The sequence below is a fragment of the Citrobacter sp. W9 genome, from assembly GCF_026719375.1.
In the GTDB taxonomy this organism is placed as follows: Bacteria; Pseudomonadota; Gammaproteobacteria; order Enterobacterales; family Enterobacteriaceae; genus Citrobacter; species Citrobacter werkmanii.
The window spans coordinates 1-25,608 of the sequence record NZ_JAPPTE010000002.1 but is presented as its reverse complement, the minus strand read 5'-3'; the positions used below and the strand labels follow the sequence as shown (position 1 = coordinate 25,608).

The 25,608-nt window shown below is 49.9% G+C and carries 33 protein-coding genes and 1 pseudogene; 12 read left to right on the top strand and 22 right to left on the bottom strand.

Annotation, left to right across the window (positions count from 1 at the left end):
- Positions 1-57 precede the first annotated feature (57 nt).
- Together OOJ59_RS04795 and bglB are read left to right on the top strand one after the other, a co-directional pair.
- Positions 58-1,644: an MFS transporter gene (locus OOJ59_RS04795; protein WP_160956253.1), complete on the top strand. Its 1,587-nt coding sequence runs from the start codon at positions 58-60 to the stop codon at positions 1,642-1,644.
- On the top strand, positions 1,645-2,784 hold the full coding sequence (gene bglB, locus OOJ59_RS04790) for a beta-galactosidase BglB (RefSeq protein WP_160956252.1): 1,140 nt from the start codon (positions 1,645-1,647) through the stop codon (positions 2,782-2,784).
- Here the strand turns inward: bglB and mrdA are convergent.
- Both mrdA and argS read right to left on the bottom strand, forming a co-directional pair.
- The gene (gene mrdA / locus OOJ59_RS04785) at positions 2,756-4,693 is read right to left on the bottom strand and encodes a penicillin-binding protein 2 (RefSeq protein WP_038641449.1); all 1,938 of its coding nucleotides are present in this window, start codon (positions 4,691-4,693) and stop codon (positions 2,756-2,758) included. The genes bglB and mrdA overlap by 29 nt on opposite strands.
- A 182-nt stretch (positions 4,694-4,875) precedes the next feature.
- Entirely contained in the window at positions 4,876-6,609 is a 1,734-nt protein-coding gene (gene argS / locus OOJ59_RS04780) for an arginine--tRNA ligase (protein WP_085048037.1), read from the bottom strand.
- 238 nt (positions 6,610-6,847) lie between these two features.
- On the opposite strand from argS, the gene OOJ59_RS04775 reads away from it, so the two are divergent.
- The gene (locus OOJ59_RS04775; protein ID WP_085048038.1) at positions 6,848-7,414 is read left to right on the top strand and encodes a VOC family protein; all 567 of its coding nucleotides are present in this window, start codon (positions 6,848-6,850) and stop codon (positions 7,412-7,414) included.
- A 2-nt stretch (positions 7,415-7,416) separates the two neighbouring features.
- Positions 7,417-8,163 carry a copper homeostasis protein CutC gene (cutC, locus tag OOJ59_RS04770; protein WP_085048039.1) on the top strand — a complete coding sequence of 249 codons (747 nt, stop codon included), beginning with the start codon at positions 7,417-7,419 and terminating at the stop codon, positions 8,161-8,163.
- 164 nt (positions 8,164-8,327) lie between these two features.
- Here the strand turns inward: cutC and cmoB are convergent, their stop codons facing one another.
- The 20 genes and pseudogenes from cmoB to OOJ59_RS04670 form a co-directional block, all read right to left on the bottom strand.
- Entirely contained in the window at positions 8,328-9,296 is a 969-nt protein-coding gene (cmoB, locus tag OOJ59_RS04765; RefSeq protein ID WP_160956251.1) for a tRNA 5-methoxyuridine(34)/uridine 5-oxyacetic acid(34) synthase CmoB, read from the bottom strand.
- Positions 9,293-10,036 (bottom strand): carboxy-S-adenosyl-L-methionine synthase CmoA, encoded by a 744-nt coding sequence (gene cmoA / locus OOJ59_RS04760; protein ID WP_038641439.1) that lies wholly within the window; start codon positions 10,034-10,036, stop codon positions 9,293-9,295. The genes cmoB and cmoA overlap by 4 nt, the downstream gene beginning before the upstream one ends.
- 40 nt (positions 10,037-10,076) lie before the next feature.
- Positions 10,077-10,472, bottom strand: coding sequence for an MAPEG family protein (locus tag OOJ59_RS04755; protein WP_038641437.1), 396 nt, complete (start codon positions 10,470-10,472; stop codon positions 10,077-10,079).
- A gap of 51 nt (positions 10,473-10,523) precedes the next feature.
- Positions 10,524-11,297 carry a DUF72 domain-containing protein gene (locus OOJ59_RS04750; protein WP_181216672.1) on the bottom strand — a complete coding sequence of 258 codons (774 nt, stop codon included), beginning with the start codon at positions 11,295-11,297 and terminating at the stop codon, positions 10,524-10,526.
- The gene (locus tag OOJ59_RS04745) at positions 11,276-12,589 is read right to left on the bottom strand and encodes a tyrosine-type recombinase/integrase (protein WP_268063350.1); all 1,314 of its coding nucleotides are present in this window, start codon (positions 12,587-12,589) and stop codon (positions 11,276-11,278) included. The genes OOJ59_RS04750 and OOJ59_RS04745 overlap by 22 nt, the downstream gene beginning before the upstream one ends.
- 55 nt (positions 12,590-12,644) lie before the next feature.
- The gene (locus OOJ59_RS04740) at positions 12,645-12,881 is read right to left on the bottom strand and encodes an excisionase family protein (RefSeq protein ID WP_047500088.1); all 237 of its coding nucleotides are present in this window, start codon (positions 12,879-12,881) and stop codon (positions 12,645-12,647) included.
- Between the two features lie 155 nt (positions 12,882-13,036).
- A complete protein-coding gene (locus tag OOJ59_RS04735) occupies positions 13,037-13,348 on the bottom strand; it encodes a hypothetical protein (RefSeq protein WP_213165962.1) in 312 nt (103 codons plus the stop codon).
- Positions 13,348-13,518 (bottom strand): annotated as a pseudogene (locus tag OOJ59_RS04730) (ATPase); the annotation flags it as partial. The pseudogene OOJ59_RS04730 and the gene OOJ59_RS04735, both read right to left, overlap by 1 nt.
- Before the next feature lie 287 nt (positions 13,519-13,805).
- A complete protein-coding gene (locus OOJ59_RS04725) occupies positions 13,806-14,018 on the bottom strand; it encodes a hypothetical protein (RefSeq protein WP_059444897.1) in 213 nt (70 codons plus the stop codon).
- Complete coding sequence (locus tag OOJ59_RS04720) at positions 14,015-14,239, bottom strand: hypothetical protein (RefSeq protein WP_097724900.1); 225 nt, start codon at positions 14,237-14,239, stop codon at positions 14,015-14,017. Before OOJ59_RS04720 ends, OOJ59_RS04725 begins: the two co-directional genes overlap by 4 nt.
- Complete coding sequence (locus OOJ59_RS04715) at positions 14,236-14,661, bottom strand: hypothetical protein (RefSeq protein WP_233901297.1); 426 nt, start codon at positions 14,659-14,661, stop codon at positions 14,236-14,238. The genes OOJ59_RS04720 and OOJ59_RS04715 overlap by 4 nt, the downstream gene beginning before the upstream one ends.
- A complete protein-coding gene (locus OOJ59_RS04710) occupies positions 14,658-15,416 on the bottom strand; it encodes a BRO-N domain-containing protein (RefSeq protein ID WP_078310261.1) in 759 nt (252 codons plus the stop codon). Before OOJ59_RS04710 ends, OOJ59_RS04715 begins: the two co-directional genes overlap by 4 nt.
- Positions 15,409-15,693, bottom strand: coding sequence for a hypothetical protein (locus OOJ59_RS04705; protein ID WP_139762559.1), 285 nt, complete (start codon positions 15,691-15,693; stop codon positions 15,409-15,411). Before OOJ59_RS04705 ends, OOJ59_RS04710 begins: the two co-directional genes overlap by 8 nt.
- A gap of 5 nt (positions 15,694-15,698) precedes the next feature.
- The gene (locus tag OOJ59_RS04700) at positions 15,699-16,205 is read right to left on the bottom strand and encodes a hypothetical protein (RefSeq protein ID WP_268063349.1); all 507 of its coding nucleotides are present in this window, start codon (positions 16,203-16,205) and stop codon (positions 15,699-15,701) included.
- Positions 16,202-16,420, bottom strand: coding sequence for a ParE family toxin-like protein (locus OOJ59_RS28160; protein ID WP_268063348.1), 219 nt, complete (start codon positions 16,418-16,420; stop codon positions 16,202-16,204). The genes OOJ59_RS04700 and OOJ59_RS28160 overlap by 4 nt, the downstream gene beginning before the upstream one ends.
- Entirely contained in the window at positions 16,392-16,799 is a 408-nt protein-coding gene (locus OOJ59_RS04690; RefSeq protein ID WP_268063347.1) for a hypothetical protein, read from the bottom strand. The genes OOJ59_RS28160 and OOJ59_RS04690 overlap by 29 nt, the downstream gene beginning before the upstream one ends.
- On the bottom strand, positions 16,792-17,013 hold the full coding sequence (locus tag OOJ59_RS04685; RefSeq protein ID WP_044596881.1) for a hypothetical protein: 222 nt from the start codon (positions 17,011-17,013) through the stop codon (positions 16,792-16,794). The genes OOJ59_RS04690 and OOJ59_RS04685 overlap by 8 nt, the downstream gene beginning before the upstream one ends.
- Before the next feature lie 106 nt (positions 17,014-17,119).
- The gene (locus tag OOJ59_RS04680; RefSeq protein ID WP_044596880.1) at positions 17,120-17,506 is read right to left on the bottom strand and encodes a S24 family peptidase; all 387 of its coding nucleotides are present in this window, start codon (positions 17,504-17,506) and stop codon (positions 17,120-17,122) included.
- 66 nt (positions 17,507-17,572) lie between these two features.
- Positions 17,573-18,004 (bottom strand): helix-turn-helix domain-containing protein, encoded by a 432-nt coding sequence (locus tag OOJ59_RS04675; protein WP_006811077.1) that lies wholly within the window; start codon positions 18,002-18,004, stop codon positions 17,573-17,575.
- A 175-nt stretch (positions 18,005-18,179) separates the two neighbouring features.
- Positions 18,180-18,965, bottom strand: coding sequence for a S24 family peptidase (locus OOJ59_RS04670; protein ID WP_006811075.1), 786 nt, complete (start codon positions 18,963-18,965; stop codon positions 18,180-18,182).
- 49 nt (positions 18,966-19,014) lie between these two features.
- Here OOJ59_RS04670 and OOJ59_RS04665 point away from each other — a divergent pair, with 49 nt between their 5' ends.
- From OOJ59_RS04665 to OOJ59_RS04630, 8 genes are all read left to right on the top strand, one after another.
- A complete protein-coding gene (locus OOJ59_RS04665; protein ID WP_072051414.1) occupies positions 19,015-19,245 on the top strand; it encodes a transcriptional regulator in 231 nt (76 codons plus the stop codon).
- Positions 19,133-19,444, top strand: coding sequence for a DUF4222 domain-containing protein (locus OOJ59_RS28155; protein ID WP_442781391.1), 312 nt, complete (start codon positions 19,133-19,135; stop codon positions 19,442-19,444). The genes OOJ59_RS04665 and OOJ59_RS28155 overlap by 113 nt, the downstream gene beginning before the upstream one ends.
- Positions 19,441-20,364 (top strand): helix-turn-helix domain-containing protein, encoded by a 924-nt coding sequence (locus OOJ59_RS04655; protein WP_268063345.1) that lies wholly within the window; start codon positions 19,441-19,443, stop codon positions 20,362-20,364. Before OOJ59_RS28155 ends, OOJ59_RS04655 begins: the two co-directional genes overlap by 4 nt.
- A 106-nt stretch (positions 20,365-20,470) precedes the next feature.
- Positions 20,471-22,342 (top strand): toprim domain-containing protein, encoded by a 1,872-nt coding sequence (locus OOJ59_RS04650; protein ID WP_048998244.1) that lies wholly within the window; start codon positions 20,471-20,473, stop codon positions 22,340-22,342.
- Between the two features lie 2 nt (positions 22,343-22,344).
- A complete protein-coding gene (locus OOJ59_RS04645; RefSeq protein WP_268063344.1) occupies positions 22,345-22,668 on the top strand; it encodes a hypothetical protein in 324 nt (107 codons plus the stop codon).
- Positions 22,665-23,480 (top strand): antitermination protein, encoded by an 816-nt coding sequence (locus OOJ59_RS04640; protein WP_268063343.1) that lies wholly within the window; start codon positions 22,665-22,667, stop codon positions 23,478-23,480. Before OOJ59_RS04645 ends, OOJ59_RS04640 begins: the two co-directional genes overlap by 4 nt.
- A 290-nt stretch (positions 23,481-23,770) precedes the next feature.
- Positions 23,771-24,457 carry a Rha family transcriptional regulator gene (locus OOJ59_RS04635; protein WP_131341238.1) on the top strand — a complete coding sequence of 229 codons (687 nt, stop codon included), beginning with the start codon at positions 23,771-23,773 and terminating at the stop codon, positions 24,455-24,457.
- Positions 24,458-24,608: 151 nt separating this feature from the next.
- Positions 24,609-25,106 (top strand): hypothetical protein, encoded by a 498-nt coding sequence (locus OOJ59_RS04630; protein ID WP_000423994.1) that lies wholly within the window; start codon positions 24,609-24,611, stop codon positions 25,104-25,106.
- The last annotated feature ends 502 nt before the right edge of the window (positions 25,107-25,608 follow it).

Sequence of the window (25,608 nt, the reverse complement as noted above, 5' to 3'; positions counted from 1 at the left end):
GCCCAATATCAACGCGAGGATTGCGGGGCCTCCCAATAATGTGCAGGGGTAACGGCAATGAAGACACGTAAAATCGGACTGGTTAACTATTTTGCCTACGGTTCGGGGGATTTTTTGGGCGCAGGCACCACGGCATTAACCGCCGCCTGGCTGCTCTATTTTTACACTACGTTTTGTGGCCTGACGCCTATCGAGGCGACCTTCATTTTTGCCACCGCCAGGGTGTTGGATGCCGCGGTTAGCCCGTTAATGGGTTTTTTAACCGATAACTTTGGTTCCACCTGGCTCGGTAAACGCTTCGGGCGACGTAAGTTTTTTATTCTGCTGGGGATCCCCTGCGTCTTTAGCTACTCGCTGATGTGGGTGGGTGACATGGGTTTCTGGTACTACCTGCTGACCTATCTGATTTTTGACGTGGTCTACACCATGATTCTGGTGCCTTATGAAACGCTGGTGCCCGAAATGACCGATGACTTCAAACAGAAAACCAAGTTTTCCGGCGCGCGTATTTCGATGGCGCAAATGTCAGCTATTCTGGCCTCGTTCTTACCCGGCGTTCTGCTGACGCTGTTTGGCAAAGATAACCCGGTGTCTTTTTTCTACGCCAGCCTGGTGTTCTCTGTGCTGTGCGCGCTGATGCTGACTTTCGTCTGGTTCTTTACCTGGGAGCGCCCACGTGCTGAGTGGACTGAAGCCGCGCTGCGAGCCGAAGAAGAGAAGAAAAAGCTAACCTTTAGCCAAAGCATGACCCGTCTGTTTGTTGAATTGAGTTCAACACTGCGCATCCGAATCTTCCGCCAGCATTTAGGAATGTATCTCGGCGGCTATATAGCGCAGGACGTTTTTAACGCCGTCTTTACTTACTATGTGGTGTTTGTGCTGATGCAGGAAGCCTCGATGGCGTCAAACCTGCTGGGAACGATGGCTATCTTCCAGTTCATTGCCGTTATCGCCATGATCCCATTGTGTATCCGCTTTGGACCCGCGCCATCATACCGGATGGTGGTTGTCCTGTTTGGCGCGAGCTCTCTCTCTTATGCGCTGCTTTACTATGCCGGGTTAAGCGATGTTTATTCTCTGTTGCTGCTGGTCTCTGCCATTGCGGGTCTGGGACGCGGCGGTATCAATTATGTTCCCTGGAATACCTACACCTATATTGCTGACGTTGACGAAGTGATTACCGGCCAGCGCCGGGAAGGGATCTTCGCCGGCATTATGACGTTAACGCGTAAGGCGTCACAGGCGGGAGCGGTGATGCTGGTTGGGATTGTCATGCAGATGTCCGGTTTTGTCTCCGGTCACAGCGTACAACCCGCGGCAGTCAGCCATACCATTTTGTTAATTCTGAGCTGCGGTACGCTAATTGTTCTGGCGCTGGGTTTCCTGGTTTCCTTGCGCTTCAAACTGAACCTGCAAACCCACAGTACCCTACGTGAAGAGACCGCAAAAATGCGGGCATCGGGACGCCCCGTGCCGGAAGGGCTCTCCGCCAAAGGCCGCGCGACCGTAGAGATGCTGTCGGGCATGCCATATGAATCACTTTGGGGCAACAACAATATTGGTTACCTGAATCGTAATAAGCCAGCAGCACCGAAACTGGAAAAGGGTGCCGCATTGAATTCGACATTGACAGAGGTGAAGTAAATGATTGTTTACCCGGTTAAACACAGCCCGTTATTGCGTCAACCAGACCATTTTATTGCCAGGGATGAATTAAAAACGTTGATCAAAAAGGTGACGCATAACCTGGTCAATATTCATGATGAGACAGGCGAATTCCTGCTGCGTCTGGACGACGGCCGCGTTATTGATACCAAAGGCTGGGCGGGATGGGAGTGGACGCACGGCGTCGGCCTGTACGGGATGTATCAGTATTATCAGCAAACCGGCGATGAAACGATGCGCGATATCATCGATAGCTGGTTTGCCGATCGCTTTGCTGAAGGTGCGACCACCAAAAACGTCAACACTATGGCGCCGTTTTTAACGCTGGCGTATCGCTATGAAGAGACGCGTAACCCCGCGTATCTGCCGTGGCTCGACAGCTGGGCTGAGTGGGCCATGCATGATATGTCGCGTACTGAATTCGGTGGTATGCAGCACATTACGCTGGCGGAAGAGAATCATCAGCAAATGTGGGATGACACCTTGATGATGACGGTTTTGCCACTGGCGAAAATCGGCAAGTTGCTCAACCGTCCAGAATATATTGAAGAGGCAACCTATCAGTTCCTGCTGCATGTGCAGAACCTGATGGATAAAGAAACGGGGCTGTGGTTCCACGGCTGGAGCTATGAAGGGCGGCATAATTTTGCCAACGCCCGCTGGGCACGTGGTAACAGCTGGTTAACTATCGTGATCCCGGACTTCCTCGAACTGCTCGATTTACCAGAAAACAGCGCTGTTCGCCGCTATCTGGTGCAGGTCCTGCACGCGCAAATCGCGGCGCTGGCAAGGTGCCAGGATGAAAGTGGATTGTGGCACACGCTGCTGGACGATCCGCAGTCGTATCTGGAAGCGTCAGCTACCGCCGGATTTGCGTATGGGATCCTCAAAGCGGTACGTAAACGCTATGTCGGTCAAGATTATGCCGCGGTGGCCGAAAAAGCCATCAGAGGCATTGTGCAACATATCTCACCAGAAGGTGAATTGATGCACACCTCGTTTGGCACCGGAATGGGGCACAGTCTCGATTTTTACCGCAATATCCCGCGGACCTCCATGCCATATGGACAGGCCATGGCGATACTGTGCCTTACCGAATACTTGCGTAAGTATTTTTGATCTCGTTGGCAGAGGGGGCTGCCGCTAACGGACCTGATTGTTGATTCACCTCTGTTTGCGCGGCATTATCCTGCGGCGCAAACAGATGATCCATGATTTGCCGCATGACCGGTGCGGCGGTAACACCGTCGCTGCCGCCGTTTTCGAGGATTAACGCCACGGCGACTTTCGGGTTCTTATAGGGCGCAAAAGCGGTATAAAACACATGGTCGCGCAAACGGACAGGAATCATTTTCGCATTGTAGGTCTGATTTTCTTTCAGGCTGAAGACCTGCGATGTGCCACTTTTCGCCGCAATGCCGTAAGGTGCGGTGTGAAAGAACTTATACCCGGTACCGTTTGGTTCATTTGCCATGCCGAACATCGCCTGACGCACCAGCCCCCAGTAGGGTGACGACGCAGAGGCGATTTGCGACGGCGGTTCAGGAGCCTGGTATGGCGTGAGGGTTTTGCCGCTTTCTTCATCGAGTAGCAGGTGAGGAGCGATGACTTTGCCGTTGTTAATCAGCGCTACCATAGCCTTTACCATCTGGATCGGCGTGGCAATCCAGTAGCCCTGGCCGATACCAACAGAAATGGTATCCCCTTGATACCATGCTTTTTTATGTACTTTCTGTTTCCATTCGCGACTCGGGAGCAGGCCGTTATACTCCTCATCAAGATCGATACCGGTCGGTTTACCGTAACCAAACTGGCTGAGCATGCTGTTAATCCGGTCGATCCCCATCATATACGCCACCTGATAAAAGAAGGTATCGGCGGATTCTTCAATCGCTTTGGTGACGTCCAGCATACCGTGACCGGTTTTTTTCCAGTCACGATAATGTCGCTCGGTGCCGGGTAGCGTCCAGGTGGGCGCGCCGAAGAAACTGGTCTGCGGGGTGATGACGCCGTTCAGTAACGCTGACATCGCCATGTAGGGTTTGACCGTGGAGGCAGGAGGGTATAACCCCTGCGTGACGCGGTTGATTAAAGGCAGGTCTTTATCCTGCAACAGCTTGTTATAGTCCTGATAGCTGATGCCTTTGACAAACGGATTGGGGTCATAGCTGGGATTGGAGACCATCGCCAGCACGGAACCGTCGTGCGGATCTTCCACCAGTACTGCCGCACGCTGGCCCGCCAACAGACTCTCAATGTATTGCTGTAAATGTAAGTCCAGTGTCAGATGGATATCTTTCCCGGCAACAGGCGGCACATCCTTGATCAAGCGGACGATGCGTCCGTGGTTATCGACTTCCACCTCCTGATAACCGGTTTTTCCATGCAGTTCGTTTTCGTAATAGTGCTCAATACCCTGCTTGCCGATGTTGTGATCGGCGGCGTAGTTTTCTGCCAGACCTTTTTTATCCAGTGCTTTCAGATCGTTGTCGTTGATTTTTGAAACATAGCCAAGTACATGCGCCAGTGCGGCCCCATAGGGGTACTGGCGGTCTTCATAGCTATTGATATTGACGCCACTGAAACGAAACTGGTTAACCGAGAAGCGAGCGATTTCTACATCGGTCAGCGCATTTTTTAGCACTACCGGGCGATAACGGCTGCTGGATTTTAGCTCATGGCGGAACTGGTCAATGTCATCCGGGGTGAGGTCAACGATCGGCGTTAGCTGCCTGATTAGGGTATCCATATCGCTGATTTTATAAGGCGTAACGGAAATGTCGTACCAGGTTACGTTGCGCACCAGCGGGATGCCGTTACGATCGTAAATCATGCCTCGCGTTGGAGCGACGGGCAGCATTTTGATGTCGTTTGCATTCGAGCGGGTGGTGTAATACTGGTGCTGACAGATTTGTAAATTGTAGAGATTGTAAATCAGGATGCCAAAACAGATAACCACAAGGCCAAAGGCCACTATCACACGCCGCTGGAAGAGTTTTTCTTCCGCCTCAAAATCTCTGAATGTCATTGACCCGTACCCGATTAATTCGCCGCCTAATGATACGGAGGCTCAAACGGGATGACAGGCAAAAAATGTTCCATATCTCTACGGAAATGTGTCATTCCTTGTGAGTTGTTACAGATAGCCTGTTACGGAAATAAAAAAGGCCTGAGTCCGCGTTACAGACTCAGGCCTCAATCATTGCGTACTTACATACGTTCTACGGTTTCGATACCCAGCGTATCCAGACCCAGCTTCAGGGTTTTCGCCGTCAGTTGCGCCAGCTTCAGACGGCTGTTACGAATCTCTTCGTTCTCCGCGCTGAGGATAGGGCAATGCTCGTAGAAGCCGGAGAACAGACCCGCTACGTCGTACAGGTAGGCACACATCACGTGCGGCGTACCTTCACGGGCCACGACGGTGAGCGTTTCTTCAAACTGCAGCAGACGCGCAGCCAACTGGGCCTCGCGATCTTCATTGATAATGACCTGCGCATTTGCCAGCGTGCTCTCGTCGATTTCCGCTTTACGGAACACGGACAGTACGCGGGTGTAGGCATACTGCATGTACGGCGCGGTGTTGCCTTCGAACGCCAGCATATTGTCCCAGTCGAAGATGTAGTCAGTGGTACGGTTTTTGGACAAATCCGCATATTTCACTGCGCCGATACCGACCGCATTCGCCAGCTTTTCCAGCTCATCGGTAGGCATATCCGGGTTCTTCTCAGCCACCAGACGACGCGCGCGTTCCAGCGCTTCATCCAGCAGATCGGCCAGTTTAACCGTACCGCCCGCACGGGTTTTGAACGGTTTACCGTCTTTGCCCAGCATCATACCGAACATGTGGTGTTCCAGCGGCACGGAATCCGGCACATAGCCAGCTTTACGGACGATGGTCCAGGCCTGCATCAAGTGCTGATGCTGACGGGAATCGATGTAATAGAGAACGCGGTCGGCATGCAGCGTTTCGTAACGATACTTGGCGCAGGCGATGTCGGTGGTGGTGTAGAGATAGCCGCCATCTTTCTTCTGAATGATAACGCCCATCGGTTCGCCTTCCTTGTTCTTATACTCATCAAGGAATACGACGGTAGCGCCTTCGCTCTCAACAGCCAGACCTTTCGCCTTCAGATCGGCCACGATACCTGGCAGCATCGGGTTGTACAGGCTTTCCCCCATTACGTCGTCACGGGTCAGCGTGACGTTCAGGCGGTCGTAAGTTAACTGGTTCTGCGACATGGTAATGTCGACAAGTTTGCGCCACATCTCACGGAAATATTCGTCGCCGCCTTGCAGTTTAACAACATAGCTACGGGCGCGTTCTGCGAAGGCTTCATCTTCGTCGTAATGCTTTTTCGCGTCACGGTAGAAACCTTCCAGGTCAGCCAGCGCCATCTCTCCGGCGTTTTCTTGCTGCTGTTTTTCCAGCCATGCGATCAGCATACCGAACTGAGTACCCCAGTCGCCAACGTGGTTAGCACGAATAACATTGTGGCCGAGGAACTCCAGCGTACGCACCGCAGCGTCACCGATGATGGTGGAACGCAGGTGACCCACGTGCATCTCTTTCGCTACGTTAGGCGCGGAGTAGTCGACAACAACGGTTTGTTTAGCCGGTTGGGTTACGCCCAGACGATCGGAGGCCAGCGCCTGCTGAACATGCTGCGCCAGAAATGCCGGATCGAGAAAAATATTGATAAAGCCCGGGCCAGCAATTTCAACCTTGCTGGCAATCCCGTTGAGATCCAGATGAGTCAGCACCTGCTCAGCCAGTTGTCGCGGCGCCATACCCAGTTTTTTAGCGACAGCCATCATGCCGTTGGCCTGATAGTCACCGAACTGTATTTTTGCTGACTGACGAACCTGCGGTTCGCAATCTGCAGGCGCGCCTGCAGCAATCATGGCCTGACTGACTTTTTCTGAGAGAAGAGCCTGAATATTCACCGGAATACCTTACATTTATGAAGCGGGATAAAATTCACCGCGCCAGTTTAAGAATTTAGGGCGGGAGTATACTGCAAATGCCCGTTGCCGTCAGCATTGCGAGTACAGTGCGCTGTCGGAAATGAAAGCAACGCAATAACGTATAATTATGCATATCGCGTTTGAAAAAAACAGCGGTTGGATGGCGCAGTGCAACAGAGTAAATTAGCGGCTTTGAACATGGATATGAGCTTTTATTATGGCGAACTGGCAAACAGTTGCAGAACTGCATGATATTTCCGCAGATTTACCGCATTTCACGCAGGCGTTAACAGAACTTTCCACCCGTCTTGGTCTGGATGTCACACCGCTTGAAGCCGATCACATTTCTTTGCGTTGCCATCAAAATACTACCGCAGAGCGCTGGCGTCGTGGGTTTGAGCAGTGCGGTGAACTATTGTCAGAGAATGTCATCAATGGCAGACCCATTTGCCTGTTCAAACTTCATGAGCCGGTTTGCGTACTGCACTGGACATTTTCCATCGTAGAGCTGCCGTGGCCGGGAGAAAAGCGTTATCCACATGAAGGTTGGGAGCATATTGAGATTGTCCTGCCGGGTGATGCACAAACGCTGAATGCGCGAGCGTTGGCGCTGCTTTCCGATCAAGGCTTGAGTCAGCCGGGCATTTTCGTGAAAACCAGCTCACCGAAAGGAGAGCGTGAGCGATTACCCAATCCTACGCTGGCGGTCAGCGATGGCAGTGTGACGATAAAGTTTCACCCGTGGTCGATTGAAACCATTGTGGCAAGTGAGCGACAGGAGTAAACATGGCCTTACTGGAAGTTTGCTGTTACAGCATGGAATGCGCGCTTACGGCGCAGCAAAACGGCGCGGATCGCATTGAGCTTTGCTCGGCGCCCAAAGAAGGGGGCTTAACGCCGTCACTGGGCGTATTGCGTTCGGTTCGTCAGCATGTTGCTATTCCCGTCAACCCGATTATCCGCCCGCGTGGAGGGGATTTTTGTTATACCGACGGTGAATTCGCGGCAATGCTGGATGATATTGCGATGGTCAGAGAACTGGGATTTCCAGGGCTGGTGACCGGTATTTTAGATGTGGATGGCAATGTCGATATGCCGCGCATGGAAAAAATAATGGCGGCTGCCGGTCCGCTGAATGTCACTTTTCATCGGGCGTTTGATATGTGCGCTAACCCACTCAATGCGCTACAAAAACTCTCTCAATTGGGCATCGCCAGAGTACTGACTTCCGGGCAAAAATCAGATGCAGTGCAAGGTTTAACAAAAATAATGGAACTTATTGCGCAGGCGGGTGCTCCAATCATTATGGCCGGAGCGGGGGTTCGCGCCTCGAATTTGTCCCTGTTCCTGGATGCTGGAGTGCAGGAAGTCCATAGTTCTGCCGGAGTATGGCTGGCTTCCCCAATGCGTTATCGCCATTCGGGGTTGTCGATGTCTTCGGATACGCAGGCGGATGAGTATTCTCGCTATGCGGTAGACGGAGCGGCGGTTGCTGAAATGAAAGCAATCATGGCACGCCATCAGGCCAGCTGATTTTTACCGTTGCATCATGTCGCCCAATATGATGCTTGCTCGTACCAGGCCCCTGCAATTTCAACAGGGGCCTTTTTTTATCCTTTTATGCCTGATGGCGGCAATGCCTTATCAGGCCTATGGGAGTTGTAGGCCCGGTAAGCGTAGCGCCACCGGGCAATCTATTACGGCTTACGCGCAATCAATACTGCGCGTAATGGGGCGGGGTAGCCTTCCACCGTTTTACTGTGGTCGTTCGGGTCGAGAAAATCGGCCAGCGATTCGGTTATCATCCACTCGGTGCGGCGCTGCTCTTCGATGGTGGTGACGCAGACATCGGCGATGCGCACATCAACAAATCCGCATTTTTCCAGCCAGTTTTTTAGCGCCAACGCAGAGGGGATAAAATAGACGTTACGCATCTGCGCGTAGCGGTCACCCGGCACCAGTACGGTATTTTCATCACCCTCGACTACCAACGTTTCCAGTACCAGTTCACCCTCTTTAACCAACTGATCTTTCAACTGCCACAGGTGTTCCAGCGGGGAACGTCGATGATACAGCACACCCATGGAAAATACGGTATCAAAGGCATTGAGCGCCGGAAGCTGTTCAATACCCAGCGGCAGCAGATGCGCGCGCTGATCGTTGCCCAGCAGTTTACGCACCGCTTCAAACTGGCACAGGAACAATTGCGTAGGATCGATGCCCACCGCCAGGTGCGCCCCCGCGCCAATCATACGCCACATGTGATATCCGCTGCCGCAGCCGACATCGAGAATGGTACGGCCGGTAAGATCCGATAAATGCGGCAGGACGCGATCCCATTTCCAGTCTGAGTGCCATTCGGTATCAATATTGACGCCGTAGAGCGAGTATGGCCCTTTACGCCATGGCATCAGGTTCCGCATCAGGGTGTCGATGCGTTTGAGCTGACCGTCGCTAAGTGGTTGCTCGCTTTCTGCGGTGACGCTATGCAGTAAGTCCAGACGATACGGCGATAACTCTGGCAAAAACTCCACCGCATTCGACCACTGCTTAAATAAGCCATGCTGATCGCGCTGCCAGGCAGCGATTTGCGCCGGGAGTGTTTCCAGCCAGTGGGAAAGGTGATTTTTGGCAATCAACTGATAAAAGTTACCAAAATCGATCATGCGCAAACCTCAGCTTTCAACGCCACCAGGGAACCAAAGTTGAAGCACTGGAACCACAATTCGCTGTGCTCAAAGCCTGCCTGATGCAGTCGCGCTTTGTGTGTTTCTACGGAGTCGGTCAGCATCACGTTCTCCAGCATGCTGCGCTTCTGGCTAATTTCCAGTTCGCTATAGCCATTTGCGCGTTTGAAGTCATGGTGCATGTTGAACAGCAGCTCGCCAACTTGAGCGTCTTCGAAACTGAATTTCTCCGACAGCACCAGCGCACCGCCGGGATTCAGTCCCTGATAAATCTTATCCAACAATGCCTGGCGCTCAGGTGGCTCAAGGAACTGCAGGGTAAAATTCAGCACCACCATCGAGGCGTTTTCGATAGTAATGTCGCGAATATCGCCTTCGATGACGTCAACCGGGGTTGGGGCCTTATAAGCGTCAATATGACGACGGCAGCGCTCAACCATCGCCGGGGAATTATCAATGGCAATAATTTTGCAATTCTCGTGATGAATATTGCGACGCACCGAGAGCGTCGCCGCGCCCAAAGAGCAGCCGAGATCGTAGACCTGTGTGTTGGGTTGTACGAAACGTTCGGCCAGCATGCCAATCATCGAAATGATATTGGAGTAGCCGGGAACGGAACGCTGGATCATATCCGGGAAGACTTCAGCTACCCGTTCATCAAAGGTCCAGTCACCCAGACTGGCGATAGGCGCAGAAAAAAGCGTGTCGCGGTGAGACATAACGTAAAAATCCGGGAAAAATAAAGTGGCGTATTGTGCGCTAATGCAGGGAGAAAACCAACTCCCAGGGCATATACCAAAGATTCGCCAGCACCATTAGCAACAGCGAACACCAGGTCGCGCTCATGCCTGAACGCCGCCAGCGGAAAAGCCGGTGGTGGAATCCGTAATAATGCATCAGTCGTCCGGCAATCAACATCAGTCCGCAAATATGCACCATCCACGTTTCTGCGCCGTTCATTTCCATAAATAACAGCAGCACTAACGCGACAGGAATATATTCCACCGCATTACCATGAATACGGATAGCGCTTTGCAGTTCGCTAAAACCACCGTCACCATAGGCAACGCGGTACAGCATACGCAGGCGCACGACGTCAAATGAGAACTTTATTAACAATAACGCACCCAATACGGCATAAAGCGCGCTTACCATACAAACTCCCTTTAAAATGGCTGATGGCATTGTCTATGATAGGTGGCAATTTCAGAAAAGAGAAGATTGCTGTGGAATAGACGGTGCTGATCCGATCTCTGGCAGGGCGCTACGTAAATCCGCCCATAACGTGTCTACCAGCTCCGGGGCCTGCGCGATATCCGGCGTATGTAAAAAAAGATACGGCGTCGTGGATTGTTGCCACTGCGACAGCTTGGTTAACCAAACTGCAAATAACTGCCGGTTTTGTGCCATATCATCGCTACCGATAAAACGCACCATCGGATGATTGGCTGTTACCACTGCATGAACCGGAACCTTTGGTTTCTTACGCTGAGCTTCGCGTACCGCTTCAGTATGCGGGATGGCGGCATGCACCGGGCGACTGTCTAAAATCACCCGGTTTACACCTCGCTCATGCAGGCCGCGATTCAGTTGCTGCTCGGCTTCGCCTTTGGCAAAGAAGTCCGGATGTCGAACTTCGACACCGTAGGTAAAGGATTTGGGGAGCGCGTCGAGAAACGGCCACAGAGCGGACAGATCGCGTGGGGCGAAGGTGGCGGGTAATTGTAACCAGTATTGCCCGATGCGCGCTTCCAGTGGTGACATGCGCGTGAAAAATTCCTGTACCAAATCATCACAGTTACGCAACGCGGCCTGATGTGAAATGGTGGCCGGAAACTTAAAACAAAATCGAAACGCATCGGTGGTTTGAGCATGCCAGCGGGCGACAATCTCGGCTTTTGGCAACGCATACAGCGTGGTGTTGCCTTCCACGCAGTTAACATGACGGGCGTTAGGGGTTAACTTACTGATTTTAATAATCCTCCCGTACTGTTCTCGTGGCTATGGGGCATCAATGGGGCAAAATCTGTCAGCTTCTGATTCAGCATTGCGATCTGCTCTGCGCTGCTGTCAGCCATCCATGCACCGTAAACATTGAACACCATCTGCGCGCTCGCATGTCCCATCTGACTGGCAATAAAACTCGGGTTTGCACCAGCAGATAATGACCAGCACGCATAGGTATGTCGTGACTGGTACGCCTTTCTGTGTCTGATCCCCGCGCGCTTAAGTGCCGCTTCCCATGAGTCGCCTACTGAATCGACCCGGTAGATAAATCCGACCTGCTTACTGCGTCTGACCACATGCGGGTTAAAGACGAATGTACACTCATGGTTCACCGAACGGCCGTACTCACGTAACTGAACTTCAATGTGATGTTGCCTGCCCAGCCTTGTCATCTCAGCCTGATTTTTCAGGATGCTGATTGCGGGCTGGATAAGATGCACCACTCGATCTGTGCTTGCCTCGGTTTTCGGTAGAGTGAACTCACCAAGTTTCGTATAATTACGCCTGACGGTAATTGTTCCCGCCTTCAGGTCGATATCTTCCCAGGCCAGGGAGACCAGTTCCCCGTGACGCATTCCTGTGTACACTGCTAATGACCACAGGTTTTTCGTCTGCTGATGCCGGCATGCATCTATCAGGCGAATAAATTCATCACGAGACAGAGGATCTGGTTCTGCCCTGGCTTTTTTCAGAGGCTTAATTCCCTCGAATGGGTTCACCTCTAAGTAACCGTGATCTGCAGCAAACTGAAACATTCCGGCCATTGTCGTCATATAATAGTTCACAGTAACAACGCTTCGCCCTTTTGCCGGAGCTTTGTTTTTCGTCGGATTCTGGTAACCAGTTAGCAAATCTTTCCTGAGATACAGCAATTCCTCTTTGGTTACTGCTGACACCAGGCGATTACCTCCGATCCTCGGCACCATATTCCTTGCGACAGACTCATAGCGATTGAATGCGTTCGCGCAGATTTCCATCCGTTTCAGATCCAGCCATTTTTCTTCAAGTTCTTTCACTGTAATGTCTTTTTTACTTACACCAAAAGCCTTGAGGTTAGGGGAGTCAGGAAACTGTGCTGCATAATCAAATGTTCCTGTGCGGATGGCAAAACATACCGATGTCCGCAGTTCTCCCGCTATCTTTCTGTTCTTAGCGGTGTCAGGGACACCGAGGCTTTCCCTGACACGCTTACCTTTAAAATTAAACCAGATGCGTAAAGTGCCACCGTGGTTTTCGACGCCTGTTGGATATGTGACTTTATCCATTGATACCTCCAGACGCCCAAGAGCGATATGAGCTTACCTTTTTCATGGCATCAAATCACCCTGGCTGTTTGTTTTTCATTGAAGCCACCCATGCATCGACCGCCTTCCGGTTGTACATGCATTCACTGGATGGCTTCGGGTTACCGTCAGGTGAAACGTGGATATATTCCCGACCAACCATCCAGCACTCTTTTCTGGCCCGAAGGATGGTGCCGGGCTTGAGCCCAGTAACCGCGATCAGAACACTTTCACAAACCCACTCGTTAGGAGCTAACTGAATAACATTGCTCATATACCCGCCTCACACCACGTCAAGGCCACGGCAGTGGCGCCACACATCAAACATCCGCTTTACTACTTCCCGACAGTAGAAACCGTCGCAATCCCGCGTAAGGTCGTAACGGCTCCCGTACCGTTGGCGCACCCATATTTCGAATGCCTTGTGCATTACTTCACCTCCGCAGATAACGTCGTTACAATTACATGCTGGCGCGCATTGGGTTTTATCAGGAAAACAGCCTTTTCATGCCTCAGACCGTATCCACCTTCACGTTCACAGCGCGCGACAGAAGCACACAAAGAGCGGGGAATACCTTTCTTGCTGGCATCAAATACCCAGGCGTTTTTGAGGTCGAGGATCAAATTTCCCACATCGCCACCAATGCGTTCGATATAGCGTTCAATAGCGTGAACAGTCACCATGTAGTGGCGAAACTGCACACTTCCTGAGGCGGTCATTATTGGTGTAGTGGTGGTCATCACTTCACCTCCACGCCGATCCCGGCAATGACACAAGCTCGCTCTATAGCTTCTTTCACCCAGCGCTTATAGGTTTCCGGATGGAATACTTCGCTTTTCCCGGTATCGCTCCAGAACGCTTTTGACGTAATATCTGGCAGGGTGATGGTCAACGGTTTACCAGAAGTAACATCGCTAACCACTCTCTCCCAGTGGTCGCCAGTCTGCGATTCAAGACGCTGAATTAACTCCCCAATACTTAAAGGGGCGATCAACTGCTGGCGTAAGCGCTGAATCTCCGCCGCCATGTAGTAACCGGTTTTGCTCCAGGTATCTACATCATCACCGGCCATATCCGGTTCCATCGTCGCCATCAGAACGGCGTCGTGATAGTCCTGGCTGCCATTGGTGATCGCGACAGCGTAGGTATCACTGTTTTCGCGCTTATAGATAAGCACGACAGGGTTAGTGATTTTGTTCATTTCGCCGTCTCCCGCTCAGCTTCGATGATGGCATCTACAGCCATCACCAGAGTTCTGGCTAGGTCGTCGTAATCCTGCCATGCATCATTGCTAAAAAAATTCGTGAGCATTACCGGCGCTATCTGCACAACGAGGTGCTGGCGGTAAGTCATGCCACGGGGAGTATCAATGCGCGGGCATGGGTAAGCTGAATGCTGGCCTTTGCTCATCGTGTCGCCTCTCGTTGAATTGTCTTGTAGGCTCGCAACATATCGCGAGATTTTCCGGACAAAACCGTCTTCATGAAGAACATTCCACTACGGTTTGCAACTATTCCTGGTGTGCAGAGCAGTGTGGCGTCTACCACGCGGTTATGTTTACGGAACTCAAACACAGTACTGGTGATCACGATGTTCGCTACGGCGCCATAGTCCTGGTATTGGATTTTCATGAAATTGAATCTCCGGCAGTTTCTTTTGTGTAGTTTTCCCATCCACCATAGCTGTTAACCATTTCGCCCAGCCGCGAGAAGCAAGCATTCATCCATCGGATGCCCCTTGGGGTTAGTGTTGGTACAGTCCCCCAGTCGATGAAGTCAGAATTACTGCGGTGCATATATTTAATGAGGTCCAGAATGTTGATGTAATGGGCACGGCGTTTTTCCATATCCCATCCCTTATCTTCCAAATACGAATCGATAAAGCTCTTAATGGCTGGTTGGTCTAGTGAAATATCCCCGTACTGATGGCGGTACACCGGGCGACGGTGCATGCTGACTAAGTGGAACAGGTAGGCATCAGACACCCATATCAGCGCTTGCTGGTGGGCCAGCTCAACAGAGCCAACCGGTACCCAAATTTCATTATTGTTCACTGTTGACCCTCCCATCCAATCACCTGGAACAGCCCCATCTTAGGGTGATACCACCGGGTGCCTCGAGGTTCAGCTTCAAACATCATTTTGGTGAATGCCGTCATAAATGGCTGCTCACGCACAATGGTCATGGTGGATTTGGTTCCTCCAGGCGCAATAAATGGGATAGGCTTATGGTCGATGTCATAAGCGGAGACTAACTGGCGACACTTTGCATCTGAAAGTCCGCACAGTGCTTTCAATTCCGAGTATCCAGCCCAACCAGGAGGCGTTGCACCACGAGCGATATGATCTACTAGCTCGGTAACCTCAACGACCTTGTCCTCAACGTGGTTAAGGCGACGCTCCTGCTCAACATTCAGCAGGGCCATTTCGGCAATGATCTCCGCCTGAGATTTAGGGCGTTGGTATCTATAGCTGCCAGTTTCGCGGATAGATGGCAGAACATCTTCGCATACCCAGTCTTGTACACGTTCAGCGGAAGCAAGCTGGCTACGGAGAATGAGCCGGTAAGCATCAGATTCAGACGCAAGTTGCATGCCACGAATTTTGTCGTTAAAACCCAATTCTCGCGATTCGCTATAATTAAGTTTAATCAATGACTTGCAGTGAGTTTTTAGCGCGTCAGCCGGATTTGCGTAACCCAGGGATTTTGCCAGCTCAACGGCATCAAATACTGGTTTTCCCTGGTAAAGCATCCCGCTCAGAGAAATGCCGAGATCCGACGAGTTAAATTTCATCAGTTGATTACTCATTGTCTTCTTCCTCCAGTTCCTTTGCTTCTCGTTCGGCAATTGCATCGAGTTCTGCATCAAGCGATTCGGCCTCGCCATAGGTCGCGATGCGGATAGATTTGAATGCTGGTTCGCTGAATTCAGCATGCCCCTTACAGAGCCCAGCAGTCGCAGAAACCACCGCCTCCATTTCGCTACTACTGCCGACAAAGATTGAATATTCGCGGCGCTCGGCATTTTCAGTCACCATGAATGTGACGCAGTACCACGCAGTGATAAGTTCGTTTTTCATCATCATTTACCTCAGTGCAAAATGTGTTGAACGGGTATTGCTTCGCCGACACGTAACCGAACAGCAAGATCCATAAACATCTCGTCGAGAAAACCGCTGAACCACGAATGACCGTCTTCTTTCAGGCGCTGATCGTTGGCGCAGTAGAACTGAAACACCGCCAGATATCGTTCCTGTGGTCTTTGCTCGATTAGAGCTCCTTCTACGTGTTCAATAAGCAGGTTCTCGATAAGCCCCCGCGTTAAGCAAAAAACACACTCACCGGTTTTAAACTGATACTCACCGTCTCGGAGGCCCCAGCGTTTTTCACATTCAATCAGGTAAAGCAGGGCAACAGTTCCGCGCATGGAGTGACAAACGGTTTCAGCCCATTCATGCTGTTCTTCAGTTGTCAGCGTACCTTTGCCGTAACGATTTTCATCGAGCATCCACGCGGGGATGTGCGTACCGGACTGCTCCTGCATTTCTTTCAGTCGGGCAACTAGCTGCTTTACGTTGTCGTTTTTGTTGGTACTCATCGTTTTAATTCTCCGTTATACGTTTCATGACTCATTACTTCCCAGTTGCGGCCATTGTCTTTCGATAGCATCCGCCAGCGCGGATTAACCTTGAGGCTCAAATTCCCGGAGCCGTGCATACGGCAGGGATGTATGCGCCTTGCCCTGAACTGGCTTAAAACGTGTGCTGCTTTGAGGTGAACCCACTCAGGAATTCGTATCGCTGTAAGAGCCATCAGATCCCCCCATTTCATGACCCTCCGTTTTCGGAGCCTCCACTTTTTGTTTTTTGACGAACTCAACCAGCTCAGAAATGAGCTCGTCGATTAATTCCTTTCCGCTATCTGTGAGGAATTCACCGCTGCCATTAACATCAACAGCGCTGCTGTAAATTCCCTTGATAGCTTTTACGCCTTCGACATTCCCGTACTCACTGAACGCGAGCCTTTCGAATTTTCGTAATAATCCATCGAGAAGAATCTCTGTTAACTCGACCGTGTTAATACCGCCTTTATTGAGCTTAATAACAAGGCAGTTACTGCCCGTTTTACGCTGGTGGCGTAATAACGCAGCTTTTAAAATTCGGCGGCGATATGTCTCGATTAATTTATCCATTGCGCTGTTCCTCCTCCAAACTCATTACTATTTCTTCTTCTTTTTCGGTCCATCCATGAATCTCAGCGGCGAGGTCATAAACCAGAGCGCATATCGTTTTGAGTTGAAATCTGTCTAGCTTGTCGTGATATTCAAATAATGTTTGCGACAAGCCAGACAACTTCTCCGCTTTGATATTCACTTCCTGAATATCCTGTCTTTTAAATACGCCCATAATTAACGTCCATATGCTTTTTTAAGATAAAGACGAGCGATTACCTCGTAACCGCAGGCCGCATAAAGGCATGCTGTTCTATATGCCGATTTATCAATGATGAAAGTCATACGAAGCGCCTCACAGTCAAAGAAGCGACCACCCGACCGTGAATTTTGATTTCTTTCTGTTCATCGGTGTTCAGGGTGAAGGTTTCGTAATGATGGTTGTCAGAAATAATTTTCAATGAACCACAAACCAATGGCTCTACTCTCTTAATAAAAAGGCAAGGACGACCAAATACGTCCATCGTATAAACATAAATGCCAGGGGTAAGCGCACGGCCACCGCAATCAACGAAAGCGACTACCTCACAAGGTTCGATGGTTGGCTGCATTGAGTCACCTTCCATCCTGCAGCTCTGAACGCGGTTACCAAAGTCATTAATATTGTCTGAACCGAACAGCATTTGAGGAGTTTTTATTGGCTGATTAATCGCGATAGCGTTTTGCATTTTCATTTCCTCAGGGTGAGTTTTTCCCCACCAAGAAAGGTGTTAATTAAATAATGTTAATTAATTTTAAATTTTGTCGGCTTGCTTGCAGATGGTTTCTTGCAAGTCGTCTAATTTTTCATAAACGATAGTTAGTGTACCGATAGCCGACAATTCCGGAGGCATGCAATCCATAGCGTTAGATAAAGCCATTCTGCAATTGCCAATATCAGCAGACCATGAGTTAAGTTGATTGGACGTTATAATACTTGTTGGTTCTGTAAATTCACCGCACTGCTCGTTTCCTGAAATGAGCCACAGAACATCAGAATGAAGAATGTTAGCCAATTGGATTAACTGGTCAGCAAACGGAACAGTTTTTTCCGTTTCCCAGTTGTTAATGGTTTCGGTTGTTAAACCAAGATGATCAGCCAAAAAATCCTGAGAGAGTCGAAGCGAAGATCTTTGATTTAATATTCTTTTGCCGATGGTTTTGGCTACGGTGATTTGAGTATTCATTTCATTGGCTCCGTTGTTTGCCGATGAATGAACTTTATCTCAAAGATAAATTTTGGTAAATATCTTTTTGATAAATTATGATAAATTAATGGTTATGATATTGATATATATAGTAAATTATTTTGTGCAGGGCATAAAAAAACCAGCCGAAGCTGGTTTTTTATATGTATGAGTCTCACCCCAAACGGTTGTATGACATTTGCCATCTACCGACAACTAAGCCCTGAATGTGAAACTCGCTTTGATCAGTTTCAGATACAAACCATTTTTCGTAAGTTGAATTATCGCTGATGACTACCAGCTTGTCCTTAAGCAGCTGTAAGCGTTTGATATGAAAGTTGTCACCATAAACGAACGCATAAATCCCATCACCTATCAACCGGTTTACCGTAACGTCTATAACGACAAGATCCCCAGGGAAAATAGTCCCGAGCATGCTATCGCCGACAACCGTGCAGATTTTCAGGGAGGTAGGGCTACGCCCACCAAACATCCTTTTAGCCTCCTCTGGATCAAGTTCAATCGATTTAACTATTTCAGGATAGTCCATGTTCATCCTGCCACTTCCGCAACTGAACTCAGTGTCCAGCACCTCAATTCGGTATTGTTGCTGATTTTTTGTCAGTGGATTTATGAAAAAGTTAGGCTTGGTACCAGATGCATCAACATCTGCTCTCTTTGAATCCATCCAGCCATGGGGCAGGCCCATACTTGACTCAATTCTCCTAGCTATTATGTCACCAATGTTACGAGAGGCGTTAGAGCCAGATAACTGACTCAGTTGAGAAGGGGGTATACCAATTTTTTCAGCAATTTGTGCCTTGGTATAACCTTCCACGATGTACTCACCAATCAACCTGTTTAGGTTCTGACGTCGAATGTTTTTTATGTCCATGACCAAATACTCCCACTTTTTAGCAATATGATAAATACCCAATTTGATAAATTTATCTTGCCTCATAGTTATCGTAAAGATAAACTTTACCAAAATGATAAATTGAGGTGTGGGTATGGAAAACGAACTTCTTTCCTGGCGTCGTGCTTCCACTAAAGAAGAATGGCACGCTTTGGCAGTTAAGAGCGGTACATCAATAGGATATTTGAATCTTATTGCCTACGGATACAGAAATGCGTCACCAAAACTTGCAACTTCTATTGAAGCAGCAAGTAGAACTTTTGTGGGTAAAAAACCCATCAAGCGAGAAATGCTTGTTTTCCCACATCCGGGCAATGAGGTGTGACATGTCACATCCAATCACTACCGAAAACCAAGTTAAGCCATTGGATATCGATTATCGCGATCCGCGAGGTGTTGTTGTGCATGTCACCGGATGGAACCGGGAAAAGCAGCAGGTTTATTTCACTCGGCCCGGATACCCGCATGAGTGCATGCAACCGGTCTGGAAGTTTCAACAGTATTTCAAGAGGTTAACATCATGAGCAGCAAACTACAGGGCTATGTCTGGGATGCCTGCGCTGTTTCTGGTGTCAAGGGGACGCGGCTAATGGTTATGGTACGCCTGGCTGATTATTCCAGTGATGATGGGAAAAGCTATCCTGGCATCAAAACCATTGCTCGCCAACTTGGCGCGGGTGAGAGCACCATACGAACAGCCATTGCTGAACTTGAATCAGAGAAATGGCTTCGCCGTGAAAATCGCAGAAACGGCAACCGAAACACGTCCAACATGTACTTTCTGAATGTCGAAAAACTGGAGGAGATCGCACTTCGAGAGAGAGCATCTATCCGTCTGGAACGATGTAAAAACAACCGTTTTGACCCGTCAGATTCTGACTCATCGGATTTTGACAAGTCAGATTTTGACGCGTCAGAAATGAGCGCCTCAAGTGCACTTGACCCGTCAGATTCTGGCAAAAACAACCGTTTTGACCCGTCAGATTCTGGGGGACATGATCCACAAGGTTTAAAACCTGATCCACAAGTAAAAGATCATGAACCACAAGAAGCGCGCGCAAAGCGCCAGAAAAAAAACTCGTTCGACCCTGCATGGCTAAAACCTGAAAACGTCAGTAGTGAAATCTGGCTTGACTGGATTAAATTTCGCCGGGAGAAGCGTCAACCTCTGACGGAAACAACATGCACCTACCAGGCTAAGCAGCTTGCTGGTCACCAGAACGCCGATGAAGTGATCCGCCGTTCAATTGCCGGTGGGTGGCAGGGGCTATTTCCCGATCGTGTGCCAAACAAACCAGCAACCGAGCCAGAAACATCCGGAGCAACAGTTTCCAGCGAGTCCGGATCCAGCTCATGGTACACGCCATCCGGAAATGGTTCGGCAGAGGTGTTTATCAACCAGGCCGCTATTGAGCGCATGAAGCGCGGTGGGTATCGCCAATGAAACCATTCCTCAAACGCGTGCTGGTGGCTGGATATAACCACGGCGTTCTGAGCGAGGGATTCGTGACATGGTGTTTTGTTAAATTTGATTTACGGAGTGAGTGAGCATGACGCCCGCCGAACTTTCAGAAAAATTATGGGACAACGCCGAAAGGGTTGCAAAGTACCTGCTGCCAAAAGGTCACCTGGAAGGCAAAGAATGGTGTGTTGGGAATACCAACGGTGACGCCGGAAAGAGTCTTAAAATTAACATCGGTGGCAAAAAAACGTGGGCAGACTTCGCCAGCGGCGACAGTGGTGATCTGCTTGATTTGTGGGTGTTGGTACGCAACTGCCAGCTGCATGATGCGATGCGTGAGGCAAAAGAATTTCTCGGTCTGAAAGACGACGATCACCATTTCGAGGCAAAGAAAAAAACATTCTCCAGGCCGACGAAGAAGGGCGTCAAAAAAGCGAGCAATTGTTACGACTACCTGGCTACGCGAGGAATCACCCGCGAGACGGCGGATCTGTTCCGTGTGTCTGATGCGGTGGTCTGGTATCACGAAGAAAATCGAGAAGTACCCGCCGTGGCATTCCCGTACATCCGGAATGGCGAACTGCTGCAAGTAAAACGCATAGGTACTGAAAGACCAAACGGCAAAAAGATAATTATGGCTGAGGCGGATTGCGAGCCATGTCTCTTTGGTTGGCAGGCCCTGGACAAATCCACGCGTCTGGTTGTTCTGTGCGAAGGCGAGATTGACTGTATGACTTTCACGCAGCTTGGTTACGACGCGCTTTCTGTTCCCTTTGGCGGCGGCAAGGGTGCCAAACAGCAGTGGATTGAATATGAGTACCACAATCTGGATCGCTTTCAGGAGATCTGGCTTTGCCTGGATAACGACGATGTCGGCCGTGAAGCTGCAAAGGAAATTGCCAGACGACTTGGCGAGCATCGCTGCCGCCTGGTTGAACTCCCGCACAAGGATATCAACGATTGCCTGATGAGCGGCATGGACAGTGAGTCCATCCTGGAGCACATGGAACGCGCTAAATTTTTCGATCCAGATGAACTGTGCTCGGCAGGTGATTTACTTCAGGAAACCATTGAAGCGTTTGAGCATCGCGATGTTGGCTTGTTCACCAGCCCATGGACCTCGCTGAATTACAATTTCAAATTTCGCGCCGGAGAACTGACGCTGGTAAATGGCGTGAATGGTCACGGCAAGACCGAACTGGTTGGCCATATCGCAGTTGCTGCTATGAATCAGGGGATTCGGACGTGCATCGCCTCTCTGGAACTGAAGCCAGGGAAAATGTTGGCCCGCCTGACGCGGCAGACTATCTGTACCGCATCACCGAAACGCGAAGAAATCGTTATGACGAACGAATGGTTCTCCGATCGTCTGTGGGTGTTCAAACTCACCGGCACCGCGAAAGCTGGCCGTCTGCTGGAAATCTTCGCCTATGCCCGGCGTCGGTATGGAATCGATCTGTTCGTTATCGACAACCTGGCGAAATGCGGGCTCGATGAGGAGGACTACGGCGGACAGAAAGAATTTATCGACACCCTGTGTGACTTCAAAAACGAACATAACTGTCACGTCCTTCTGGTGACGCACGCCCGCAAAACCAACGAAGCGGCACCGACCGGGAAAATGGACGTCAAAGGCACTGGTGCATTAACCGATATGCCTGACAACGTTATGTCCGTCTGGCGCAACATCCCCCGCGAACTGGCACAACGTAAGGCTGAAAAAATGGGATACGAAAGCCTGGACAAGGATGAGCAGGCTGCAATCCAGATGCCGGCTTCGATGATTCGCCTGCTCAAACAACGCGAAGGTGAAGGTTGGGTTGGTGATATAGGCGCAAATTTTGATACCCGTTCACACCAGTTTCTTGAGGGTGAAAAGCAGCCATTTAATTACCTGGTCGGTAAGCCTCAGAGCGAGGTGGATCTGGAATGGGAAGCAAGCAATGTTACGAGGTACTGAGCATGACAAACGAAATTTTAAAAGAAGCTATTGAAAACTATCAGCACCTGAAATCACTGGTTCGCCAGCAGGAAGAAGAAGACGATGGTATTGAGTCTTTCGGTGGGGTTGATACGGATTTATTTGAACGGTTCATGTTTGCCAAAAGTCAGCTTCAGGAGCTGATTAACCCCGATGATTATTTTGCGATGAAGGATAAGGTGTCGCACCTTAACAGCGAGATCGGGGCGCTGATACTAGAAAATATCATTCTTAAAAATGAGGTCGCCAGGTTAGGCGGCAATACTGATTTTTTGGGTAATGTGGACGTTGAGGGGAAAGCATGAAACTGGAAGCAGCTCTTAAACATTTCAGTCCTCAGGGAATGCACATCAGCGACGACGTGAAAGGAACTTCGCCGGATCGTCTCACCGGTACAGATGTAATGGCTGCTATTGGTACCACCAGCAGCCGTGCGCGGTTCGGCCTGGCGGCGTTCTTCGGTAAAGCGGGAATCAGCAAAACGGATGAACAGCTCGCAGTTCAGGCACTGGCGCGATATGCGATGGACGCCGCACCAAAGAATGTTCGCAAAGCAGCTGGTGGACAGTTCGGATGGTGCATGCAGATGTTGGCACAATTTGCCTTTGCTGAATATTCCCGTTCGGCGGCGACCAGTGTGATATGTCACTGTTGCCGCGGTAGCGGAAGAACAACCCGCGAACAGGTCACACGTAAGGTTTCGTACCCGTGGGGAAAAGCGCCATACTGGGCGAGCCGTTCGCGAGCCGTTCGTCCGTCAGACTGGGAGCTGTGGACAGAAGTTACAGAGATTGTGCCTGCTGTCTGTGAAACTTGTGAAGGGAAAGGAACGATAAGTGCCAGGTGTCGTTGCGGTGGCAAAGGTGAGGTGCTGGACCGTAAAGCGACAAAAGAGCGGGGCGCACCGGTTTTCAAAACGTGTGAACGTTGCTCTGGTAATGGATTCTCTGCTATCTCCTCTGCGACGGTACACCGTGCCATTCTGAAGCGTCTGCCGGACCTCCATCAATCCTCATGGTCACGCAACTGGAAACCCTTCTATGAAATGCTGGTGGATACACTGCGGCAGGGGGAGCGTCACGCAGCTGTAGAATTCGAGAAGGCAACAACTTATTAATATGATCGGAGCAAATAGCGACACTTTTTTGCACGTTAGTGTTTACTTTGCATAAAATTGTCCTGTATGCTTCTGATTATGGAATATAACGCCTGTAGATAATTAACCTCGAAAAGCCCGCCACGTTGCGGGTTTTTTTGTATCCGCATTTCCTGCGCACCGCCCGCGCATCCATCACGTCGAACCAATCCATTTGAAATGAGCCTTTGAGGAAGTCGGTTAGCGCTGGCGAGCCTCGACGGGCTGATTTCCTGTGCGGCAAAGGTTCATCTCAAAGTAAGGTAAACGCCATGCAATTAGTTGAAATTAAAAAACTCGACCTTGTAACCAGCACTGTCGCTATTGCTGACGGGGTTGGGCGTGATCATGACACCGTCATTAAGTTAGTGGACCGTAACAAGGCTGATCTTGAAGAATTTGGAAGGGTCGGATTTGAAATCCGAACCATTCAAACTGACGGTGGTCTTCAAAAGCGTCGAGTGGCGCTACTGAACGAACAGCAAACCACTCTACTGATCACCTACATGCGTAATAACGATATTGTCCGCAAGTTCAAAAAGAAACTGGTTGCTGAGTTCTTCCGCATGCGTGGCGCTCTGGCGGGCAAAAAAATGGATCGCAACACCGCCCGTCTTGAATATCGCCCGATGAGCGATGCCATTAAGCATGAGCGTGAAGTGCAGGGTAAAGAAATCAAGCCTTACCACTTCAGCAACGAAGCCGATTTGATTAACCGCATCGCGCTCGGTATGACGGCAGCAAAATTTCGTGTTTACCACGACCTCGACAAAAAAGAGAACATCCGTGACTACCTGACGCCGGAGCAGATCCACTGCGTAACTGAGTTGCAGCGGGCCAATACAGTTTTCATTGGCATGGGCTGGGACTTTGAGCAGCGCAAAGAGGCGCTAAAGGGTGTATTTGATCGCAATCATCGCCAGCCGCTGATTGAAGAACAGCACAGTTTAGCAGCGTAATGAGCGTCACTTCGACACACAGCCTAATCATCGGAACCCTGCCAGTCGGCGGGGTTTTTGCTTTTCGCACTCAGTGTAAGTGAAATATAACCATGTGCTTTCAGGGTGAGTTACTATGCAGATTCCTTTCAAAAGTTGTCTGGAGAGTGGCATGGAATTAACATTTAAGGATCTGAAAGAAAAACGCACTAAACTGGTCGAGGCGCAATGGAAGTTACAGGATAAACTTCAGGAGAAGGCGAGCGAACTACTACGAGAGTATTCAGGTTCTCTTGATCTTACATCTCGTGAGTGGACTGGTTCTGACGGAACAAGATGGCCTTATGTGGACATTGGTATTTGGGAGGAGGAGGGGAAGTTCTTTCCTGTCTTAATCCCCCAACTCAATATGGACAGCCGTTACCACTTGAATTTCGTGATTGCAACCACTCTTGATGATTCTCCGCTAACAGGTGGCTACAGGCAGGGCGTAAGCATCTCACTCTGGTATGAGAACTCATCATTTTATGCTGAAGTAGGCTCAGGAGACGACGTCTCCCGTTTTTCTGTCTCATCTCAGCTGGGTGGATTTTATCAGGTATGCAACGCTATTAAGGCGTTAATTAGCTCTTCTATGGATCGCGCCATGCCAGATATTCCAGCGAATTAATAAAGCATAAACATCTTTCAGGGCTATGCAAATGCACGGCCTTTTCTATATCCCGTTGTGAAATGTTCGTGAGGCATGGGTTGTCAGCCAAAGGATCACCGGGAGACACCCGGCACCACGCATCCATTATTGCATAGCAAAAAGGCTCACAACGGTGGAACTTTTAGCAGGGCGAAAAAAAGCCCGCATTGGGTTGCGGGCATAACAGAGAACAAATAGCTAATATTCAAGTTGTCTTTCATCAACTTGTCAGAAGAATTTAACCTTAAGAAAAATTGATGTAAAGACAATATTGATTTCTGGTTACAGGCTGCGCATTTGCGTGGCCTTTTCTATTTCAGGCTCACGGGAATCATCATCGACATGCTTCGTTGTTAAATCCAGCCCGTGAAGCCTGACCCTTTCATCACACACAGCGCCATCCGAAGTATCGGAGGTGAGGCTATGACCAGAATGAGCACCATTTACAGCAGACTTTCATATGGAACAGGTACCACGCTGA

Excerpts from the sequence above, each read along its gene's own strand:
- OOJ59_RS04755 (WP_038641437.1), bottom strand. The coding sequence starts at position 10,472 with ATGGTAAGCGCGCTTTATGCCGTATTGGGTGCGTTATTGTTAATAAAG.
- OOJ59_RS04710 (WP_078310261.1), bottom strand. The coding sequence starts at position 15,416 with ATGAGTAATCAACTGATGAAATTTAACTCGTCGGATCTCGGCATTTCT.
- OOJ59_RS04745 (WP_268063350.1), bottom strand. The coding sequence starts at position 12,589 with ATGGATAAAGTCACATATCCAACAGGCGTCGAAAACCACGGTGGCACT.
- cmoA (WP_038641439.1), bottom strand. The coding sequence starts at position 10,036 with ATGTCTCACCGCGACACGCTTTTTTCTGCGCCTATCGCCAGTCTGGGT.
- OOJ59_RS04680 (WP_044596880.1), bottom strand. The coding sequence starts at position 17,506 with ATGCAAAACGCTATCGCGATTAATCAGCCAATAAAAACTCCTCAAATG.
- OOJ59_RS04670 (WP_006811075.1), bottom strand. The coding sequence starts at position 18,965 with ATGAGGCAAGATAAATTTATCAAATTGGGTATTTATCATATTGCTAAA.
- OOJ59_RS04690 (WP_268063347.1), bottom strand. The coding sequence starts at position 16,799 with ATGGATAAATTAATCGAGACATATCGCCGCCGAATTTTAAAAGCTGCG.
- OOJ59_RS04775 (WP_085048038.1), top strand. The coding sequence starts at position 6,848 with ATGGCGAACTGGCAAACAGTTGCAGAACTGCATGATATTTCCGCAGAT.
- OOJ59_RS04705 (WP_139762559.1), bottom strand. The coding sequence starts at position 15,693 with ATGATGATGAAAAACGAACTTATCACTGCGTGGTACTGCGTCACATTC.
- OOJ59_RS04665 (WP_072051414.1), top strand. The coding sequence starts at position 19,015 with ATGGAAAACGAACTTCTTTCCTGGCGTCGTGCTTCCACTAAAGAAGAA.
- mrdA (WP_038641449.1), bottom strand. The coding sequence starts at position 4,693 with ATGACATTCAGAGATTTTGAGGCGGAAGAAAAACTCTTCCAGCGGCGT.
- OOJ59_RS04650 (WP_048998244.1), top strand. The coding sequence starts at position 20,471 with ATGACGCCCGCCGAACTTTCAGAAAAATTATGGGACAACGCCGAAAGG.
- OOJ59_RS28155 (WP_442781391.1), top strand. The coding sequence starts at position 19,133 with ATGCGTCACCAAAACTTGCAACTTCTATTGAAGCAGCAAGTAGAACTT.
- OOJ59_RS04630 (WP_000423994.1), top strand. The coding sequence starts at position 24,609 with ATGGAATTAACATTTAAGGATCTGAAAGAAAAACGCACTAAACTGGTC.
- OOJ59_RS28160 (WP_268063348.1), bottom strand. The coding sequence starts at position 16,420 with ATGGCTCTTACAGCGATACGAATTCCTGAGTGGGTTCACCTCAAAGCA.
- cmoB (WP_160956251.1), bottom strand. The coding sequence starts at position 9,296 with ATGATCGATTTTGGTAACTTTTATCAGTTGATTGCCAAAAATCACCTT.
- cutC (WP_085048039.1), top strand. The coding sequence starts at position 7,417 with ATGGCCTTACTGGAAGTTTGCTGTTACAGCATGGAATGCGCGCTTACG.
- OOJ59_RS04645 (WP_268063344.1), top strand. The coding sequence starts at position 22,345 with ATGACAAACGAAATTTTAAAAGAAGCTATTGAAAACTATCAGCACCTG.
- OOJ59_RS04720 (WP_097724900.1), bottom strand. The coding sequence starts at position 14,239 with ATGAAAATCCAATACCAGGACTATGGCGCCGTAGCGAACATCGTGATC.
- OOJ59_RS04635 (WP_131341238.1), top strand. The coding sequence starts at position 23,771 with ATGCAATTAGTTGAAATTAAAAAACTCGACCTTGTAACCAGCACTGTC.
- OOJ59_RS04795 (WP_160956253.1), top strand. The coding sequence starts at position 58 with ATGAAGACACGTAAAATCGGACTGGTTAACTATTTTGCCTACGGTTCG.
- OOJ59_RS04675 (WP_006811077.1), bottom strand. The coding sequence starts at position 18,004 with ATGAATACTCAAATCACCGTAGCCAAAACCATCGGCAAAAGAATATTA.
- OOJ59_RS04655 (WP_268063345.1), top strand. The coding sequence starts at position 19,441 with ATGAGCAGCAAACTACAGGGCTATGTCTGGGATGCCTGCGCTGTTTCT.
- bglB (WP_160956252.1), top strand. The coding sequence starts at position 1,645 with ATGATTGTTTACCCGGTTAAACACAGCCCGTTATTGCGTCAACCAGAC.
- OOJ59_RS04640 (WP_268063343.1), top strand. The coding sequence starts at position 22,665 with ATGAAACTGGAAGCAGCTCTTAAACATTTCAGTCCTCAGGGAATGCAC.
- OOJ59_RS04685 (WP_044596881.1), bottom strand. The coding sequence starts at position 17,013 with ATGGGCGTATTTAAAAGACAGGATATTCAGGAAGTGAATATCAAAGCG.
- OOJ59_RS04725 (WP_059444897.1), bottom strand. The coding sequence starts at position 14,018 with ATGAGCAAAGGCCAGCATTCAGCTTACCCATGCCCGCGCATTGATACT.
- OOJ59_RS04735 (WP_213165962.1), bottom strand. The coding sequence starts at position 13,348 with ATGACCACCACTACACCAATAATGACCGCCTCAGGAAGTGTGCAGTTT.
- OOJ59_RS04740 (WP_047500088.1), bottom strand. The coding sequence starts at position 12,881 with ATGAGCAATGTTATTCAGTTAGCTCCTAACGAGTGGGTTTGTGAAAGT.
- OOJ59_RS04700 (WP_268063349.1), bottom strand. The coding sequence starts at position 16,205 with ATGAGTACCAACAAAAACGACAACGTAAAGCAGCTAGTTGCCCGACTG.